Below are 17,085 nucleotides of genomic sequence, written 5' to 3' on the forward strand. Positions count from 1 at the left end.
CCTGGCGGGATCGGGCTCTCTTCAGGTGAAAGCGTCCGGCATCGAGTCCTTGCGGCTCTTGATGTAGGCGAGCAGCTTCTCGTCGATCGCGGGATCGAGCGGCGGCGCTTCGTAGTGGTCGAGCCAGGAGCGGCAGAGCGCATTGGCGCGGTCTTCGATGCGCTTCTGGCCTTCGATTTCCCACTGTTCGAAGGAATTGTTGTCGGCCAGAGCAGAGCGATAGAAGGCCGTCTGGAAACTGGCCTGGGTATGGTTGCAGCCGAGATAGTGGCTGCCGGGACCGACCTCGCGGATAGCGTCCATCGCCTGACCGTTCTCGGAGAGGTCGACGCCCTCGGCCATCTTCTGCATCATGCCGAGCTGGTCCTGGTCGATCATGAACTTCTCATAGGAAGAAACGAGACCGCCTTCGAGCCAGCCTGCCGCGTGCAGCACGAAGTTGGTGCCGGCAAGAAGCGTCATATTCAGCGTATTGGCCGATTCGTGCGCTGCCTGCGCATCCGGAACCTTGGAGCCGCAGAGCGAACCGCCGGTACGGAACGGCAGGCCGAGACGGCGGGCAAGCTGTGCCGCACCGTAGGAAACCAGCGACGGTTCCGGCGTGCCGAAGGTCGGCGCGCCTGATTGCATCGAGATCGACGCAGCGAATGTGCCGAACAGAACCGGCGAACCCTTGCGGATCAGCTGCGTGAAGGAGGCGCCGGCCAGAACTTCGGCCAGGATCTGCGTCAGCGTGCCGGCAACTGTGACCGGGCTCATCGCCCCGGACAGGATAAACGGCGACACGACGGAAGCCTGGTTATGCCGCGCATAGACCTTCAGCGCGCCGAGCATGGTCTCGTCGAATACCATCGGCGAGTTGGCATTGATGAGGTTCAGCGTGACGCAGTTGTTTTCGACGAAATCGTCGCCGAACACCATCTTCGCCATTGCAACGGTATCTTCAGCGCGTTCCGGCGCAGTCACCGAGCCCATGAACGGCTTGTCGGAATATTTGATATGGCTGTAGACCATATCCAGATGGCGCTTGTTGACCGGAATATCGACCGGCTCGCAAACCGTACCGCCCGACGAATGCATCGACGGCGCCATATAGGCAAGCTTCACGAAATTGCGGAAATCCTCGATCGTCGCATAGCGGCGATTGCCTTCGAGGTCGCGGACGAAGGGAGGACCATAGACCGGCGCAAAGACGGTCGCCTTGCCGCCGATATGGACGCTGCGCTCAGGATTGCGCGCATGCCATGTGAATTCCTTCGGCGCTGTTTTCAGCAGTTCGCGGCAGAGGCCTTTCGGGAAATGCACACGCTCGCCCTTGATGTCGGCACCAGCTTGCTTCCACAACTCCAGGGCTTCCGCATCGTCGCGAAACTCGATGCCGATTTCTTCGAGAACCGTATCGGCATTGCGCTCGATCAGCTGGAGTCCCTCTTCGTCCAGCACTTCATAGACGCCGATCTTGCGGGTGATATAGGGAAGCGAAGGACCTGCGCCGCCGCCGGTGCGCGATGCGCGCCGTGCTGCCGCACCCCTGCCCTCGCCACGCGAACGCCGTCCGCCACCATCGCCGCCCGCTGCCGGCTGTTCGATCATCTCGTCCATGATGTCTCCTCACTGCTGCGCCTGTGCGCGCCTATTATCGCCGCCATGCTATTCGATTTCGTCGCAAAGACGATCCTTTATGCGCCAGCAATTAGCATAGGACAGACATTCGCATCGACAAATTGCCGAATGCGTCCGTCGTTATTTATTCCGGCGGCGTCGCTTTCGAAAAGAGTTTTCCGAAGGTTGAGGTTTAACTCTTAATCAGGCAGTCTTTAATAAAAGCCTGTGACTCATATTGTCTGCAAGCCGCTCAAGCAGCGCGCAAATGGGGTGGAAAGCATGTCTGACGACGAAATCATTCTCGCGGAATTGTCTGATGAGGAACTCGTGCAGCAGATGCATGACGACCTCTACGATGGCCTGAAAGAGGAAATCGAGGAAGGTACCAACATTCTCCTGGAGCGCGGTTGGGCACCCTATGATGTCCTGACCGAAGCCCTCGTCGAAGGCATGCGCATCGTCGGCATCGACTTCCGCGACGGCATCCTCTTCGTGCCGGAAGTGCTTCTCTCCGCCAATGCGATGAAGGCTGGAATGTTCATCCTGCGCCCGCTGCTTGCCGCAACCGGCGCTCCGAAGCAGGGCAAGCTCGTCATCGGCACCGTCAAGGGCGACATCCACGACATCGGCAAGAACCTCGTCGGCATGATGATGGAAGGTGCAGGCTTCGACGTCGTCGACCTCGGCATCAACAATCCGGTCGAGAACTATCTCGATGCGATCGAGCGCGAGCAGCCGGACATTCTCGGCATGTCGGCGCTGCTGACGACGACGATGCCTTACATGAAGGTCGTCATCGACACGCTCAAGGAAAAGGGCATGCGCGACGATTACGTCGTGCTGGTCGGCGGCGCGCCGCTGAACGAGGAATTCGGCAAGGCCGTCGGTGCCGACGCCTATTGCCGCGATGCTGCCGTGGCGGTCGAAACCGCCAAGGAATTCATGAAGCGCAAGCACAACAAGCTTGCGGCTGGCGCCTGAGGCGTTCCGGTTGAACGACAGGTTGCGGCTTTGAGCCGCAACCTTGCCGGACTATCTTACTGCGCGGCCTTTTTGACCGTATGACCAGCCTGTTGTGTTGCATTCACGGTATTGGCAGTATCCTTGCCCATGCCGCGAATGGTGTTGGCGCACGAGGCAAGGGTCATGAGAGCAATGCACGCTGCGCTGAGTACTGCGATCTTGGATGCGGTCATGGTCGGGAGTCCTTTGTAAAATGGGTTTTGATCGAAATGAGCCGGAGACGATCCTGCCGGACACTAAACGCATGAATTCGCAAAAGGTTCACGTGATTGCGTGCGGAGCGATCGCGCGCGAAATTCTGGCCGTGAGCCGGATAAATTCCCTCGACCATATTGATCTGCACTGTCTTCCCGCGATCCTGCATTGCTATCCGCAGAAGATCGCGCCCGAACTCGAAAAGGCCATCGCCGAAGCCCGAGCCAAGGGCTTCGAAAAGATCTTCATCGGCTATGCCGATTGCGGCACCGGCGGCGACATCGACAAGATCTGCGAGCGCGAGGGCATCGAGCGCCTTTCCGGCCCTCACTGTTATTCCTTCTTCACCGGCAACGAGGAATTCGCCGCCCGTGCCGACGAGGACTTCACCTCCTTCTTCCTGACCGATTTCCTCGCCCGGCAATTCGACACCTTCGTCGTCAAGACGCTGGGTCTCGACCGGCATCCGGAACTGAAGGAGATGTATTTCGGCAATTACCGCAAGCTGGTCTACATCTCCCAGGAAGAGGATCCGGGGCTCCAGGAAAAGGCCCGGCAGGCTGCCGATTATCTCGGCCTGGAATACGAATATCGCTTCACGGGATATGGCGACCTCGGCAAGGAATTGCTGGCCGTCTAATTGCGACATGAGCACCGCATCAAGGGGCGCGCGTCGTTCTGAGTTAGGCCTTTACCAATCGTTCCGAGCAGTTGAATTTCAGGCAAAAATCGCGAATCTGTCACTGACCGCGACGAGCGAGCAACTGACGCCGCCGACTTGATGGCAAGCGTCGCTTTTCGACATCACGCGCGTCGTGGCGAGCGCAGTCTGCAAGCAGCCCGATGTGCATGCTGCATCAAAGAGGAGAATTTCGGAATATGGCCGATCGCATCGTCGTCTACTGGCGGGATATCCCCGCCCAGGTCATCATCAAGCAGGGCCGCAAGACGGCGAAGCGTGAGCTGTCGCTGCGTTTTACCGAGGCGATCGACATGTGCGCCATGCGGACTGGCGCTGCCGAGACAGACGACTATCTGGCCGAATGGCGCAAGGCCGATCCGGTGCCGGTTTCTGACGATCTCGAAGCCGAAGCCGACAAGGCCGCCGCCGAGCTGGAAGCCGCCTATGACAAGGAGCGCCTCGTCGCTCTCGTGAAATCCGGAGGCCGCAATGGCTGAGGAGAAACAGCGCCCCGGCAATGCCGCGCCGGCCAGCAAGGCCGCGACGGGCGCCTATACGCCGGCCGGCGTCTCGCCCAATCGCCGCGCCCGCCACAAATATACGATCCGTCTCTGGGCGGTGCGCAATTCGCGTTTCCTCGAGTGGTTCTATCGGCGCTTCGCCGATGCCTTCCTGCTGCTGCATCCGGTCTGGAAAGGCCTCGGCTATGATCGCGTCGAGCGCCCCGTCACCTTCGTCGAGCGACATGTGAAGGGCTTCCTGTTCGACTGCCGCATGTGCGGGCAATGCGCGCTCTCGTCGACCGGCATGTCCTGCCCGATGAACTGTCCGAAGCAGTTGCGCAATGGTCCCTGCGGCGGCGTCAGGGCCAATGGCAACTGCGAGGTGGAACCCGATATGCCCTGCGTCTGGGTTCAGGCGTGGAAGGGCTCCCGCAATATGGTCGAAGGCGACAAGATCCTGAACATCCAGAAGCCGGTCAATCAGTCGCTGCGCGAAACCTCCTCCTGGCTGCGCGTGACGGCCGAGGCAGCGGCAAGCCGCGAAGCGGCACGAAAGGAAGCCTGAGGCATGTCGCAGATCGACGAAAATCCGCTCGGCGTCCACCTGCCGCTCGATCCCCTGCCTGGCCATTCCTCGCTCGGCCGGCTGGAACGCGTGCTGCGCCGCGGCGAATTCGCCGTGACCGCCGAACTCAATCCGCCCGACAGCGCCGATCCGGAAGACGTCTACGAGCGCGCCTCCGTCTTCGAAGGCTGGGTGGACGGCATCAACGCCGTCGACGCATCCGGCGCGAACTGCCACATGTCTTCCGTGGGCATCTGCGCCCTGCTGACGCGCATGGGCTACGCGCCGATCATGCAGATCGCCTGCCGCGACAAGAACCGCATCGCCATCCAGGGTGACGTGCTGGGTGCCGCCGCCATGGGCGTCGCCAACATGATGTGCCTGACCGGCGACGGCGTACAGGCCGGCGACCAGCCGGGCGCCAAGCCCGTCTTCGACCTCGATTGCATGTCTCTGCTCGAAACCGTTCGCATCATGCGCGATAACGGCAAGTTTCTGTCCGGCCGCAAGCTGACGAAGCCGCCGAAGGTTTTTCTCGGCGCAGCCATCAACCCCTTCGCGCCGCCCTATGATTTCCGCCCCTACCGCCTCGGCAAGAAGATCGAGGCCGGCGCGCAGTTCGTCCAGAGCCAGTATTGCTACGACGTACCGATGTTCCGGGAATACATGAAGAAAGTGCGCGATCTCGGATTTCACGAGAAGTGCTTCATCCTCGTCGGCGTCGGTCCGTTGGCGTCGGCCAGAACGGCGAAATGGATGCGTTCCAACGTGCCCGGCGTCCATATCCCTGATGACATCATCAAGCGCATCGAAGGCGCTGAGGACCAGAAGAAGGAAGGCAAGCAGCTCTGCATCGACATCATCAACGAGGTGAAGGAGATCGAGGGCGTCGCCGGCATCCACGTCATGGCCTATCGCCAGGAAGAATATGTCGCAGAGATGGTGCATGATTCCGGCGTGCTGAAAGGCCGCCAGCCCTGGAAGCGCGAAGCCAATCGCGGCGACGAGCTTGTCGCAGAACGCATGGAGCATATTCGCGAAGGCAAGGAAGAGAACCAGCAGGAGATGGCGGAAATCGCCGCCCATCACGTACCGACCCATTGAATTCGAGATGAGCCGGCGGAGGACCACGGCTCGCTTGTAACACCCATCGCGGCACGATAGACCAGATCTATCGTGCCCCCTGACCAAAAGGATCAGTAATGACGCGCACCATCGTCGCATCCGCCACCCGCGAAATCATCATCGGCTTCGACCAGCCATTCTGCGTGATCGGCGAGCGCATCAACCCGACCGGCCGCAAGAAGCTTGCCGCCGAAATGATGGAAGGCAATTTCGACACGGTCATCAAGGACGCGCTGGAACAAGCCGCCGCCGGCGCCACTATGCTCGACGTCAATGCCGGTGTGACAGCAGTCGATCCGAACGCAACCGAGCCCGGCCTGCTGGTGAAGACGCTGGAAATCGTCCAGGGCCTCGTCGACCTGCCGCTGTCGATCGACAGCTCCGTGACGGCAGCCATCGAAGCCGGCCTCAAGGTCGCCAAGGGCCGTCCGCTGGTCAATTCCGTCACCGGCGAGGAAGAAAAGCTCGAGGCGATCCTGCCGCTCGTCAAGAAATACGACGTTCCCGTCGTCGCGATCTCCAACGACGAAACGGGCATCTCGATGGACCCCGACGTCCGCTTCGCCGTTGCCAAGAAGATCGTCGAGCGCGCCATGGACTATGGCATCAAGCCGGAAGACGTTGTCGTCGATCCGCTCGTTATGCCGATCGGCGCGCTGGGTGACGCCGGCCGCCAGGTCTTTGCACTGCTGCACCGGCTGCGCAACGAACTCAAGGTCAACACCACCTGCGGCCTTTCCAACATCTCCTTCGGCCTGCCGCATCGCCACGGCATCAATGCCGGCTTCATTCCGATGGTCATCGGCGCCGGCATGACTTCGGCGATCATGAACCCTTGCCGCCCGCAGGAAATGGAAGCCGTCCGCGCCGCCAACGTGCTGAACGGCACCGACCCGAACTGCGGCAACTGGATCATGACCTACCGCGACTATAAGCCGGCGGAAGCCGGTGCCTCCGCATCCGCCAGCGCCACGGCATCCGCCTCCGCAGGCGGTGGCCGCCGCGGCGGCCGGGCAGCACGTGCGGGTGCCGGAGCGCGAAGCGAATGACGCCCAACCGTGGACTTGGCCGTGATCTGATCAGCCTGTGGTTCGAGGCGCCTATGGTGATCGCCATGCGGACGCAGGCCGCTGCGATGGAAATGATGACCGGCGGCTCGAAGTCCTCGGCCGAGTTCAACCGCATGGTGACCGAAAAGATGGCGGCGACGGCCGAAAGCATGGTGGCGCTCAATCTGGCCTTCGCACAGCAGGCGGTCGATGCGTCCTTCGCCATGGCATCGGGACGAAAGCCTGCCTCGGCCGGTCGCACGGCCGAGAAGATCGCCGAGGCGGCGGTCAAGCCCTATAGCAAGCGCGTTCGCTCGAACGTGCGCAGACTGTCAGTGAAGAAAGATTGAAAAGTGGATTCCAGCAGACCTGACCGGACCGACGCCCTCGTCCTCTTCATGCCTTCGGGCAAGCGTGGACGCTTCCCGCTCGGCATGCCGGTGCTGGATGCCGCCCGCCAGCTCGGCGTCTATGTGGAAAGCGTTTGCGGCGGCCGCGCCACCTGCGGTCGCTGTCAGGTTTCCGTGCAGGAAGGCAATTTCGCCAAGCATCAGATCGTCTCCTCGCTGGATCACCTCTCGCCGATCGGCCCGAAGGAGCAGCGCTATGCCTCCGTGCGCAGTCTACCGGATGGCCGTCGCCTCTCCTGCTCCGCGCTCATCCAAGGCGACCTCGTCATCGATGTGCCGCAGGATACCGTCATCAATGCCCAGGTCGTCCGCAAGGATGCCGATGCCCGCGTCATCGAGCGCAATGCGGCGCTGCACATGTGCTATGTCGAGGTCGAAGAGCCCGACATGCACAAGCCATCAGGCGATCTCGATCGGCTGAAGGCGGCGATCGCGACCGACTGGAAATACGAGAACCTCGAAGTCGATTTCCACCTGATCCCGCAGGTCCAGTCGATCCTGCGCAAGGGCGAATGGAAAGTCACAGCCGCAATCTACAAGGACGAGGAGACCGCCCGTCCGCACCTGATCGCGCTTTACCCCGGCCTGAAGAACGAGGCCTACGGCATTGCCTGCGATATCGGCTCGACCACCATCGCCATGCATCTGTCGTCACTGCTCTCTGGCCGCACGGTGGCGTCGGCCGGCACGTCCAATCCGCAGATCCGCTTCGGCGAAGATCTGATGAGCCGCGTCTCCTATGTGATGATGAACCCGGATGGCCGCGAGGGCATGACGACGGCTGTCCGCGAAGCCCTGAATGGCCTGATCGACAAGGTCTGCACCGACGGTGGCGTTTCGCGCGAAGACATTCTCGACGCCGTCTTCGTCGGCAACCCGATCATGCACCACCTCTTCCTCGGCATCGACCCGACGGAACTTGGCGGCGCGCCCTTCGCGCTGGCCGTGTCTGGCGCCGTCCATCTCAAGTCCTCCGAGATCGGCCTGCCGATGAACAAGGGCACGCGCGTGTACATGTTGCCCTGCATCGCCGGCCATGTCGGCGCCGATGCCGCGGCGGCCACGCTTGCCGAAGGCCCGCACCGCCAGGATGAGATGATGCTGCTCGTCGATATCGGTACCAATGCCGAAATCGTGCTCGGCAACCGCACGCGCGTTGTCGCGGCCTCCTCGCCAACAGGCCCCGCCTTCGAGGGCGCCGAAATCTCCAGCGGCCAGCGCGCAGCGCCCGGCGCCATCGAGCGCGTCCGCATCGATCCCTCGACGCTGGAACCCCGCTTCCGCGTGATCGGCGTCGAGCCCTGGTCAGATGAGCCGGGCTTTGCCGAAGCAGCCGAAAAGGTCGGTATAACGGGCATCTGCGGCTCTGCCATCATCGAGGTGGTCGCCGAGATGTTTCTATCAGGCATCATCTCCGAGGACGGCGTCGTCGACGGCAGCATGGCCGCCCGCTCGCCGCGCATCCTGCAGAACGGCCGCACCTTCTCCTACCTGCTGCACGAGGGCGCCCAGCGCATCACCGTAACGCAGAATGACGTGCGCGCTATCCAGCTCGCCAAGGCCGCTCTCTATGCCGGCGTGAAGCTGTTGATGGACAAGCAGGGCGTCACCCATGTCGACCGCATCGGCCTCGCCGGCGCTTTCGGCACCTTCATCGACCCGATGTACGCCATGGTCCTCGGCCTCATTCCAGACTGCCCGCTCGACAAGGTCAAGGCCGTCGGCAACGCCGCCGGCACCGGCGCGCGCATGGCTCTCCTCAACCGCGACTACCGCCGCGAGATCGAGGAAACTGTCAGCAAAATCGAGAAGATAGAGACGGCTCTTGAATCAAAATTTCAGGAGCATTTCGTCTACGCCATGGCGCTACCGAACAAGGTCGATGCCTTCCCGGAACTGTCGAAGGTGATCACCCTACCCGAGCGCAAGGTCCTTGCCGATGATAGCGGCGGCGATGGTGGCGGACGCCGGCGCCGGCGCAGCAGAGAATAATACGACCGAGCGCCCCAGAAACGATGACGGGGCGCCTCATTCTCTTTCGTCACTCCTGTCCTTGTGACAGGAATGAGGGAGAGAAAGTCCGTCAAGCAGCGACGCGGGCAATTTCCACGAAAGCTTCGCGGATACTGTTGGCAACCGCACGGATGGGATCGGTCATCTGCGACGCGGTCAGCAGGCGGATGTCGAAGGATGTCAGGTCCGGCAAGCCTTCGTTCGTGCCCAATATCCTCATATCATCGGTAATATAGGACCGGGGGAACGGCGCAATCGCCAGGTCCGACACGACGGCTGCGCGCTGTGCCATCGTGTGGGCACTGAGGAACGCAATCCGGAACGGCCGGCCATTCTGCTCGAGCTTGGTGATGGCATCAGAACGCCAGATGCAGCCGTCCTCCCAGATGGAGATCGGCAGAGGATCGCGGCGATAGGCCGTACCGCATTTTGCCCCCGCCCAGACGAGCCGCTCGGTATAGATAATTTCGCCCTCAGTCGGAAAAGGCTTGGTCGAGCAATTGATCAGTGCAAGATCAAGCCTTTGCTCTTCCATGCGCTTCTTAAGGTTGATGCTCATGTCGACCGTTACGTCGACCATGATGCCCGGGTAGCTTTCCGAGAAGCTCTTGAGGATGCTCGGCAGAAGCCGTTCGCCGATATCATCGGGCGCGCCAAGCCGAACCACGCCGGCAAGCTCCGGCATGATGAACCGAGAAACCGCCTCGTTCGACAACGCCAATATATTGCGGGCATAGGTAAGCAGCATCTCGCCATGCTGCGTCAGACTGACGGAGCGCGCATCGCGCAGAAAGAGGATCACGCCGAGCTGTTCCTCAAGCTTCTTGATCTGCATCGAGACCGCAGATGGCGTCCGGAAAACCGCATCCGCGGCAGTGGAAAAATTACCTGTCTCGGCAATGGCGACGAAGGTCCGCAGAACTTCGTTGTCGAGCAACGGAATGGGACGGCGAAGAGAAATGGTCATCGTCTCATCTTTCAATTTTTCTGATCTTTATGACCATATCATTTCGTTTGCCTGAATGTCAACGACAGACCATATTAGAGACAACAAAAACAAAGCAGACAGCCGGAAAGGAGTCTGATCATGATCGCATCGCTTCAGGAAGTCATTTACCTCTTCGAGACGACCCGGACCCGCCAAAACTGGCCAACCGAGAGCAACAAGACACTCAAGGACATGGCGCGGCTTCCGCCGCATCTCGTCGACGATGTCAACGCGCGGGGCCTCCCATTGGACCACCACATCGCACCCTCTTCGGGGCAATCTGAAGGCTCGCCGTCAGTGATTCAGTTCAGACCCATCAAGGCAGGTGCGCTGCGATCTGCCTGATCAACGCCGCGATACGCGAATAGTTCTGGTTCCAGATCGCGGATTTCTCGCCGAGACTATCCAACGACGTTTCGAGTTTTCCAAGCGCCTGCCGGGTCGCCGCACTGGCAGACGCAAGCTTGTCCTTCAGGATCGGCGTATAATGCCTTCTCGCCTGAAAACGCGAATTGGCATTCAGCCCGCTATCCAGCCTAGGCGTGTTCGTATCGGCGTTGGCATTGATGATGCCGGACATGGCGGCACTTGCCCTTTGAATTGCCTCCCGCATCGGGCCATAGTCGCCGTGATAGGGCAAGCGCCGCCAGACCAGTTCCAATCCCTGACGAAGGCAGTCCAACTGATAGATGTTGTCGCGCGCAGAACATTCGGCTTGAACGGCTTGAATGTTACGGGCGGTGCTTGTCGTCACGAATTCGGTCAAGGGGACGTCGGCATTGTCAATCCCATCGCCTCCGCCGCCATTGCCCTCGGCGATCGCCATGCCGGGCAAGGAAAGAAATGCCGCAATCCACGTCGCTGCTACTATTTTGACAAAATAATCAAATCTCGCCGACATCAGTATTCTTCTCTTCTCAAACAGATCATCACTATCGGGTAGTGTAATGTTACATCGATAGCATTTGCGGTCAAATGTCGACGGAAATTCGGTTTGCTTCTGCTAAGTGCCTGATAAAGCGCACTCGTGGAGGAAATTTGATTCGCCGATGGCTTGATGGCCGCTTTCCTCAATTTCAAACGCAAGTAACGCTCACCATCGTCCCTTCGGTGCAGATGGAGGTCAATAAGTATAGGCCTTGCGCTAATATTTCAAAATTCGAAAGGCAAACCACCCCGCAGGAGGTCAGAAAGCGTTCGCGACGCGCCTGGATATGAGTCCTTAGAGCCGGCGGCTCATGATCGCGTACGACTGGCCGGCTGCCCCGCGATCCCCACAGGGCAGCCGACCCTTCATCACCTCACGCCAACTTTTTCAGAGCGGCGAGCAATTCCTTTGCCAGTGGTCCCGCCGAGGCAGGGTTCTGACCGGTGATGAGACGGCCATCAACGACAACATGAGGCTCCCAGTTTGCAACGGACGAGTACACGGCGCCCTCCGCCCTCAATGCGTCCTCAAGCTCATATGGCACGTCCTCGCGCGCGTAGTCGTACTCTTCCTTTTTCGAGAAGGATGTCAGCTTCTTTCCGCGCACAAATGGCGTGCCATCGCCAAGGTCTACGCTCAGCAACGAGCATGGCCCGTGACAAACAGCGGTCACCAGCTTGCCCGTGGTCCATGCGCGCACGACAGCCTTTTGGACATCGGAATTGCGCTGGATGTCGACCATCGGGCCAAGCCCACCCGGGATAAGGATCGCGTCGTAGTCAGACGCATCCACCTCAGACAGCTTTCGGCTGCGATTGAGCCGACGAAATGCCTTGCTTTCCATAAATTGCTTTTGGGCAGGATCCTTTTCATCGTACGCGTCGTACGGTGTCCATCCGCCCGCGGGCGACGCGAATTCTACCGCAATTCCCGCCTTGTCGAGGACATCGAAAGGATGCGCGACCTCGGCGAAAAAGAAACCAGTCTTGCGGTTGTTCGGGCCGATCGCGGCCGCGTTGGTCACAATGAACAGAACGTGTTGTGTCATGCCTCTCTCCTTGATCAACGATGATGCAGATGCGAGTTCACATGTTCGGCGTTTGTAATCCGGGCCGAGGACCGGAATCGGCCGCCCTCCGGAAGACCAATAGGCCCATAATTTGGCAAGCCACGATGTTCCTCACGCAAATTCGGTTGCGAAACTGCGAAAGCGAATTCTTGCGCACCAGGGAAAGTCTGCGGATCTATCTGGCAACAGGTATCGGGCCCCAGCCTTAACCTTGCTTACCAAGCCAGGTTAAGGCGGCTACACGGCGACTTCGTTAAAGTATTCTACCCCCTCCGGCACCCCAGCTTTGCCGGACGGCGGCAATATAGCTTCATTCGATTTCGAACGAAAGTTCCTCCTTTGGTAGTTCACTCCATGATAATTTCGCCGGGGGCCGACCTGCGTTTTGCTGGAGCTGGCTCGACAAGGTCAGTTGACGATGTCACTGATTGGAGATCACGAGCGTCGGATTGCAAGAGGAAAGGAACCAAAATGAGCGCCTATGTTGTATTCGTCCGTGACCGCATCACGAATCCCGAGGAATTCAAGACATATGGGCAGATGGCGCCTCTTGCGAGAGAAGGTCGCGATATGAAGGCGCTCGCCTTCTACGGACCGTCCAGGACGCTGGAGGGCCCCACAGTAGACGGATCTGTCATCATAGAGTTTCCGACGATGGATGCCGCTCAAGCCTGGTATGACAGTCCGCTTTACCAGGACGCCCGGGTACACCGCCTGAAGGGCGCTGAATATCGCGTCTTTATCGTTGAAGGCGTTCCGGCGCCGGGAGCGTAACGACGACGAGCCCTCACGCTCTTGCCCATCCCTCAGTTCAATATCTTTTATGACAACTATAAGATCTATTCGTTTGAATGATTGATCGAATACACCCATATAGATACGCAAGGGTCGCGACCTTTTGACCACATGAGGCAAAAGGAACCTTGAAATGACGACGATCATGTATAGAAACAGCGGACGGGGGCACTCGCTTCATTCCGACAGCGGTATCTTTACGCAAATCTCCGCCTATGCAGGCCGGCTTGCCGACAAGTGGCAGCAGTGGCGCGATGCGCGTGAAATTGAATCCATGTCCTTCGACATGCGCAAGGATTTCGGCTGGCCAGCAACCGACATCGCAATCGCCGCAAGGGGATGCAATGATTGCGACATGCGATAAAATTTGAGAGCAGCGCTCAACCCCAAGCAGCGCTGCTCTTCCCCAATTTCACTTCCCGTTTTTACATTGATTTTCATACACATAAAAAACAAGTACCGGCGAAGACCGCTCTCTGCGGCGCTGTGACGTCATCAAGTTTAGAAATGTCGCACAAATAACACTTTGCAGCCGCGAATATCCATGTGAATGTCGCTATCAGACTATCGGCCCGCCACGTTTGACGCGAGAAATGTATGATGGTTGTACAGCATGGATTTTCCGACATGAGCAAGACACCGATCAAGAAGCGTTCACTGGTTTTCTTTCTGGTTCCTCACTTCACCATGCTGCCGTTTTCCGCTGCGATCGAAACGCTGCGGATCGCGAACAGAATGCTTGGCTACTCCGCCTACACATGGCGGCTGGCGTCGACGGACGGTCAGAAGGTCTATTCCTCCAGCGGCATCGGCATAGAGGTGAACTCGTCGCTGGCCGACGAGCGGCGCTATCTCGGCGGCGAGAACCGCCCGAACATGGTGCTCGTATCCTCAGGTATCTATGTCGAGGAATTCCACAACAAATCGGTCAATGCCTGGCTGCGCGAGAGCTACAATCGTGGCGTTGCCGTCGGCAGCCTCTGTACGGGCGCACATGTGCTTGCCCAGGCTGGATTGCTGAACGGCAAGCGCTGCGCGATCCACTGGGAAAACCTGCCCGGCTTTGCCGAGGCATTTCCGCAGGCGGAAGTGTACGCCGACCTCTATGAGGTCGACAGCAATCTCTACACCTGCGCCGGCGGCACCGCATCCCTCGATATGATGCTCAATCTCATCGGACAGGATTTCGGCGAAACGCTGGTCAACCGCGTCTGCGAGCAGGCGCTGACCGATCGCGTCCGTAGCCCGCACGATCGCCAGCGTCTGCCTCTCCGGGCCCGTCTCGGCGTCCAGAATGCCAAGGTGCTGTCGATTATCGAGCATATGGAAAGCAACCTGGCAGAACCGCTGTCGCTGCTCGATATCGCCGACGATGCCGGCCTGTCGCGCCGTCAGATCGAACGTCTTTTCCGCCAGGAAATGGGCCGCTCCCCTGCCCGCTACTATCTGGAAATCCGTCTGGACCGCGCTCGCCACCTGCTGGTGCAATCTTCCATGCCTGTTGTCGAAGTGGCGGTCGCCTGCGGATTCGTCTCCGCCTCGCACTTTTCCAAGTGTTATCGCGAACTCTACAATCGCTCTCCGCAGCAGGAGCGTGCCGAACGCAAGCTCAACATGTCGACGTCGCGAACCGGCGTGGTCATCTGAAGTTGATCGGGAAGTAGGATATCCAGGGGCGGCTCAGCGGGCCGCCTCTTCTGCCATCTTGACGTCAGAATAGACCAGGTTGCGGCCCTTGTGCTTGGCCATATAGAGGAACTGGTCGGCGGCGTTGAGGTAGTTCTCGAAGGTTTCGTAATCGACGATTTCGGCCACGCCGATCGAAACTGTCACCGACAGGTCCTCACCGTCGGCATTGACCTTTAGGGTCGCCAGATCGGCGCGCACCTTGTCGCAAAGCGCCGTGGCAGCCCTCGAATCCAACTCGTTGAATAGTATGGCAAATTCCTCGCCGCCAAGCCGCGACAGCAGGTTGTCGCTTCCCTCGAACAGGGAATTCAGTCGCATCGCCACGGCCTTCAAAACCTTGTCGCCGATTTCGTGGCCATAGGTGTCGTTCAGCCGCTTGAAATGATCGATATCGAGAATGGCAACCGAAGCCGGGCGGGATTCACGCAGGCATTCATTCACGATCCTCGGCCCCTGGTCGTAGAAATAGCGCCTGTTGTAGAGCCCGGTCAGGTAGTCGCTGGAAGCGGCTGCTCGCAGCTGCTTGATCTGCATCAGCGTCTCGACATTGTGCGCGATGCGGCAGGCCAGCTCTTCCGGAACGAAGGGACGATAGACGAAATCGCTGGCACCAGCCTTCAGGAAGGCCGCGGACAGCAACCGGTCCGTCGACGAGGAGACGCCGATGACCCGTAGCCGGTCCGATCCATAGCGGCGACGAATGCGCCGCGTCAGTTCATAGCCGTCCATATCGGGCATGTGGTGATCCGTCACCACAAGCTCGATGTCGGCATATTCATCCAGCACCGCGAGCGCTTCGACGCCGGTGCCCGCTTCGACCACCATGAATTGCTGGGCCTCGAGCAGGTCGACGAGCGCACGACGCGCCGAGACCAGATCGTCCACGACAAGAACACGAGTCTTGCGATTGGAAATCGCACGCCTGACAGCTGAAACGAGATTGTCGAGCGCAAACTCGTTGTCCTTCAGCACATAATCGACGACGCTATGTTCCATGATCCGGTCGCGCACCTGCTCGTTGAAGGACGCGGTGAAGACGATAGTAGGCACAGCGTAGCCGATTGCCGCATCCAGTGCTTCGCCATAAGGCGAATCCGGAAGATTCAGGTCAACGACAGCCATGGTGAAATCATGTCCGCTGTTGCCCAGAACTTCGTTCAGGACTTTCAGCGAAGCGCAATGGGTGACGTCGAGGCCAAGCTCCGTCTGGAAGCGATGGGATAGAACAGAGGAAAACATGCGCGAGTCCTCGACCAGAAGTATCTTCTGGCGATCGCGGCGATGCACATGAGCATCTTCCAGCAAATCCACTTGGACTGACAATCTGTTCATCCCCTCACGTGCACGCATGCTCGATTCGCACGCGCTTCCTCTGACCAAAGCGATATCGCCCCGACAGTGAGGCGTGAAGGGAATTCGTGATTAAAATAGAACTAAAAATTGCAGAAAGCGTGCGGAGCCCGCAAGCAGGCGGTGGATGCACCAACTGTCGGGGCACCCAACCGCCAGCTGATGTCATTACGCCCTGACAGGCGCGCGGTGCATCGTCTGGATCTGCAGCAGCGTGTCCAGGTTCTGGTTGACGCGGCAGTAGAATTCCTCGTCGATGAAGGGCCTGAGCATGAAGTCGTTTCCGCCGGCCTTCAGGAAGCGTGCGGACAAGAGGCGGTTGGTCGAGGACGAGACGCCGATGATACGCAGCTGGTGCGAGCCGATATTGGCGCGGATACGCCGCGTCAGTTCGAAACCGTCAATATCGGGCATGTTGTAGTCGGTGATCATCAGGCCGATATCGCGATGCGCCTTGAGGATCTCCAGCGCCTTGCCGCCGCTATCGGCGACGCTGACGCGGAAATTATAGCGCTTCAGGCGGCTCGAAAGCAGCGCGCGGGCCGTCGCGCTGTCGTCGACGATCAGAACATGGTGGCGATGGTTCGTCAGGAAGCGGCAGACGGACTCTGCCAGCAGGTCGACGGCGTAGATATTATCCTTCAGGATATAGTCCACCACATCCTTCGCCATCAGCTCGTCGCGCATGCCTTCATGAAAGGTGCCGGTGAAGACAATCGTCGGGATGCTGAGATCGACGAGGTATTCCAGGGCCTCGCCGTTTTCGGCACCCGGAAGATTGATGTTGGAGATCGCCAGCTTGATCGGCTCGGAAGATTTGTCATACGCGAGCTGCAGCTCTTCGAAGCTCCGGCAGATTTCGACGTCGATGTCGAATAACTCCTTCAGCTTGGAGCCGATCATCGATGTAAAAACATTGGAGTCCTCCGCGAGCAGAATACGAGCGCCCGCAAAAGATCCTCCGGAATATTGCATTCCCGAAACGCCTAAAAACGCCATGACAAACCTTCAAATGAAAATTGGCTCCCACTGGCTATAGCCTTACACGTAAGCTTTTGAATTTCAGTTAATTCGACCAATGTCGTCACAAAATGAA

At 59.2% G+C, this 17,085-nt stretch carries 19 protein-coding genes; 12 read left to right on the top strand and 7 right to left on the bottom strand.

The features are described from left to right. Positions 1-21: 21 nt before the first annotated feature. The gene (locus tag DTW90_RS00315; RefSeq protein ID WP_132523991.1) at positions 22-1,602 is read right to left on the bottom strand and encodes a trimethylamine methyltransferase family protein; all 1,581 of its coding nucleotides are present in this window, start codon (positions 1,600-1,602) and stop codon (positions 22-24) included. Between the two features lie 282 nt (positions 1,603-1,884). On the opposite strand from DTW90_RS00315, the gene DTW90_RS00320 reads away from it, so the two are divergent. Further along, positions 1,885-2,586 (top strand): B12-binding domain-containing protein, encoded by a 702-nt coding sequence (locus DTW90_RS00320; protein WP_132523990.1) that lies wholly within the window; start codon positions 1,885-1,887, stop codon positions 2,584-2,586. 56 nt (positions 2,587-2,642) lie between these two features. On the opposite strand, the gene DTW90_RS00325 is transcribed toward DTW90_RS00320, so the two are convergent. Continuing rightward, on the bottom strand, positions 2,643-2,801 hold the full coding sequence (locus tag DTW90_RS00325; RefSeq protein WP_149335958.1) for an entericidin: 159 nt from the start codon (positions 2,799-2,801) through the stop codon (positions 2,643-2,645). A gap of 71 nt (positions 2,802-2,872) precedes the next feature. Here DTW90_RS00325 and DTW90_RS00330 point away from each other — a divergent pair, with 71 nt between their 5' ends. The 7 genes from DTW90_RS00330 to DTW90_RS00360 all read left to right on the top strand — a co-directional run bounded on the left by DTW90_RS00330 (position 2,873) and on the right by DTW90_RS00360 (position 9,149). After that, complete coding sequence (locus DTW90_RS00330) at positions 2,873-3,463, top strand: DUF1638 domain-containing protein (RefSeq protein ID WP_149335959.1); 591 nt, start codon at positions 2,873-2,875, stop codon at positions 3,461-3,463. Positions 3,464-3,702: 239 nt separating this feature from the next. Next, a complete protein-coding gene (locus tag DTW90_RS00335; RefSeq protein WP_149335960.1) occupies positions 3,703-4,002 on the top strand; it encodes a virulence factor in 300 nt (99 codons plus the stop codon). Continuing rightward, positions 3,995-4,573, top strand: a complete 579-nt coding sequence (locus DTW90_RS00340; RefSeq protein ID WP_149335961.1) for a methylenetetrahydrofolate reductase C-terminal domain-containing protein — start codon at positions 3,995-3,997, stop codon at positions 4,571-4,573. The genes DTW90_RS00335 and DTW90_RS00340 overlap by 8 nt, the downstream gene beginning before the upstream one ends. 3 nt (positions 4,574-4,576) lie before the next feature. Continuing rightward, positions 4,577-5,677: a methylenetetrahydrofolate reductase gene (locus DTW90_RS00345; RefSeq protein WP_149335962.1), complete on the top strand. Its 1,101-nt coding sequence runs from the start codon at positions 4,577-4,579 to the stop codon at positions 5,675-5,677. Between the two features lie 98 nt (positions 5,678-5,775). Continuing rightward, positions 5,776-6,747, top strand: coding sequence for a methyltetrahydrofolate cobalamin methyltransferase (locus tag DTW90_RS00350; protein ID WP_149335963.1), 972 nt, complete (start codon positions 5,776-5,778; stop codon positions 6,745-6,747). After that, on the top strand, positions 6,744-7,097 hold the full coding sequence (locus tag DTW90_RS00355; protein WP_132523983.1) for a hypothetical protein: 354 nt from the start codon (positions 6,744-6,746) through the stop codon (positions 7,095-7,097). The genes DTW90_RS00350 and DTW90_RS00355 overlap by 4 nt, the downstream gene beginning before the upstream one ends. A 48-nt stretch (positions 7,098-7,145) precedes the next feature. Next, positions 7,146-9,149, top strand: coding sequence for an ASKHA domain-containing protein (locus tag DTW90_RS00360; protein WP_149336973.1), 2,004 nt, complete (start codon positions 7,146-7,148; stop codon positions 9,147-9,149). Between the two features lie 91 nt (positions 9,150-9,240). Here the strand turns inward: DTW90_RS00360 and DTW90_RS00365 are convergent, their stop codons facing one another. After that, positions 9,241-10,137: a LysR family transcriptional regulator gene (locus DTW90_RS00365; protein WP_149335964.1), complete on the bottom strand. Its 897-nt coding sequence runs from the start codon at positions 10,135-10,137 to the stop codon at positions 9,241-9,243. 120 nt (positions 10,138-10,257) lie between these two features. Here DTW90_RS00365 and DTW90_RS00370 point away from each other — a divergent pair, with 120 nt between their 5' ends. Beyond that, a complete protein-coding gene (locus tag DTW90_RS00370; protein WP_149335965.1) occupies positions 10,258-10,503 on the top strand; it encodes a hypothetical protein in 246 nt (81 codons plus the stop codon). Here DTW90_RS00370 and DTW90_RS00375 read toward each other — a convergent pair. Then, positions 10,475-11,059: a hypothetical protein gene (locus tag DTW90_RS00375; RefSeq protein WP_149335966.1), complete on the bottom strand. Its 585-nt coding sequence runs from the start codon at positions 11,057-11,059 to the stop codon at positions 10,475-10,477. The two genes, DTW90_RS00370 and DTW90_RS00375, sit on opposite strands and share 29 nt — an antisense overlap. 400 nt (positions 11,060-11,459) lie before the next feature. Continuing rightward, positions 11,460-12,134, bottom strand: coding sequence for a type 1 glutamine amidotransferase domain-containing protein (locus DTW90_RS00380; RefSeq protein ID WP_132523979.1), 675 nt, complete (start codon positions 12,132-12,134; stop codon positions 11,460-11,462). 492 nt (positions 12,135-12,626) lie between these two features. On the opposite strand from DTW90_RS00380, the gene DTW90_RS00385 reads away from it, so the two are divergent. The 3 genes from DTW90_RS00385 (at position 12,627) to DTW90_RS00395 (ending at position 14,597) form a co-directional block, all read left to right on the top strand. Further along, entirely contained in the window at positions 12,627-12,929 is a 303-nt protein-coding gene (locus DTW90_RS00385; protein WP_149335967.1) for a DUF1330 domain-containing protein, read from the top strand. 154 nt (positions 12,930-13,083) lie between these two features. Continuing rightward, entirely contained in the window at positions 13,084-13,314 is a 231-nt protein-coding gene (locus DTW90_RS00390; protein ID WP_149335968.1) for a hypothetical protein, read from the top strand. Positions 13,315-13,577: 263 nt separating this feature from the next. After that, complete coding sequence (locus DTW90_RS00395) at positions 13,578-14,597, top strand: GlxA family transcriptional regulator (RefSeq protein ID WP_132524372.1); 1,020 nt, start codon at positions 13,578-13,580, stop codon at positions 14,595-14,597. A 33-nt stretch (positions 14,598-14,630) separates the two neighbouring features. Here DTW90_RS00395 and DTW90_RS00400 read toward each other — a convergent pair whose 3' ends face one another. Then, positions 14,631-15,878: a diguanylate cyclase gene (locus DTW90_RS00400; protein ID WP_188079881.1), complete on the bottom strand. Its 1,248-nt coding sequence runs from the start codon at positions 15,876-15,878 to the stop codon at positions 14,631-14,633. 279 nt (positions 15,879-16,157) lie between these two features. Continuing rightward, the gene (locus tag DTW90_RS00405) at positions 16,158-16,988 is read right to left on the bottom strand and encodes a response regulator (protein WP_132524371.1); all 831 of its coding nucleotides are present in this window, start codon (positions 16,986-16,988) and stop codon (positions 16,158-16,160) included. Positions 16,989-17,085 lie beyond the last annotated feature (97 nt).

Source organism: Neorhizobium sp. P12A (assembly GCF_008365395.1).
Lineage (GTDB): Bacteria > Pseudomonadota > Alphaproteobacteria > Rhizobiales > Rhizobiaceae > Rhizobium.

What these genes read in the sequence shown, in the direction of transcription:
- DTW90_RS00375 (WP_149335966.1), bottom strand. Translation starts at nt 11,059, where the DNA reads ATGTCGGCGAGATTTGATTATTTTGTCAAAATAGTAGCAGCGACGTGG.
- DTW90_RS00320 (WP_132523990.1), top strand. Translation starts at nt 1,885, where the DNA reads ATGTCTGACGACGAAATCATTCTCGCGGAATTGTCTGATGAGGAACTC.
- DTW90_RS00350 (WP_149335963.1), top strand. Translation starts at nt 5,776, where the DNA reads ATGACGCGCACCATCGTCGCATCCGCCACCCGCGAAATCATCATCGGC.
- DTW90_RS00325 (WP_149335958.1), bottom strand. Translation starts at nt 2,801, where the DNA reads ATGACCGCATCCAAGATCGCAGTACTCAGCGCAGCGTGCATTGCTCTC.
- DTW90_RS00340 (WP_149335961.1), top strand. Translation starts at nt 3,995, where the DNA reads ATGGCTGAGGAGAAACAGCGCCCCGGCAATGCCGCGCCGGCCAGCAAG.
- DTW90_RS00395 (WP_132524372.1), top strand. Translation starts at nt 13,578, where the DNA reads ATGAGCAAGACACCGATCAAGAAGCGTTCACTGGTTTTCTTTCTGGTT.
- DTW90_RS00380 (WP_132523979.1), bottom strand. Translation starts at nt 12,134, where the DNA reads ATGACACAACACGTTCTGTTCATTGTGACCAACGCGGCCGCGATCGGC.
- DTW90_RS00390 (WP_149335968.1), top strand. Translation starts at nt 13,084, where the DNA reads ATGACGACGATCATGTATAGAAACAGCGGACGGGGGCACTCGCTTCAT.
- DTW90_RS00315 (WP_132523991.1), bottom strand. Translation starts at nt 1,602, where the DNA reads ATGGACGAGATGATCGAACAGCCGGCAGCGGGCGGCGATGGTGGCGGA.
- DTW90_RS00330 (WP_149335959.1), top strand. Translation starts at nt 2,873, where the DNA reads ATGAATTCGCAAAAGGTTCACGTGATTGCGTGCGGAGCGATCGCGCGC.
- DTW90_RS00405 (WP_132524371.1), bottom strand. Translation starts at nt 16,988, where the DNA reads ATGGCGTTTTTAGGCGTTTCGGGAATGCAATATTCCGGAGGATCTTTT.
- DTW90_RS00355 (WP_132523983.1), top strand. Translation starts at nt 6,744, where the DNA reads ATGACGCCCAACCGTGGACTTGGCCGTGATCTGATCAGCCTGTGGTTC.
- DTW90_RS00335 (WP_149335960.1), top strand. Translation starts at nt 3,703, where the DNA reads ATGGCCGATCGCATCGTCGTCTACTGGCGGGATATCCCCGCCCAGGTC.
- DTW90_RS00365 (WP_149335964.1), bottom strand. Translation starts at nt 10,137, where the DNA reads ATGACCATTTCTCTTCGCCGTCCCATTCCGTTGCTCGACAACGAAGTT.
- DTW90_RS00360 (WP_149336973.1), top strand. Translation starts at nt 7,146, where the DNA reads ATGCCTTCGGGCAAGCGTGGACGCTTCCCGCTCGGCATGCCGGTGCTG.
- DTW90_RS00345 (WP_149335962.1), top strand. Translation starts at nt 4,577, where the DNA reads ATGTCGCAGATCGACGAAAATCCGCTCGGCGTCCACCTGCCGCTCGAT.
- DTW90_RS00385 (WP_149335967.1), top strand. Translation starts at nt 12,627, where the DNA reads ATGAGCGCCTATGTTGTATTCGTCCGTGACCGCATCACGAATCCCGAG.
- DTW90_RS00400 (WP_188079881.1), bottom strand. Translation starts at nt 15,878, where the DNA reads ATGTTTTCCTCTGTTCTATCCCATCGCTTCCAGACGGAGCTTGGCCTC.
- DTW90_RS00370 (WP_149335965.1), top strand. Translation starts at nt 10,258, where the DNA reads ATGATCGCATCGCTTCAGGAAGTCATTTACCTCTTCGAGACGACCCGG.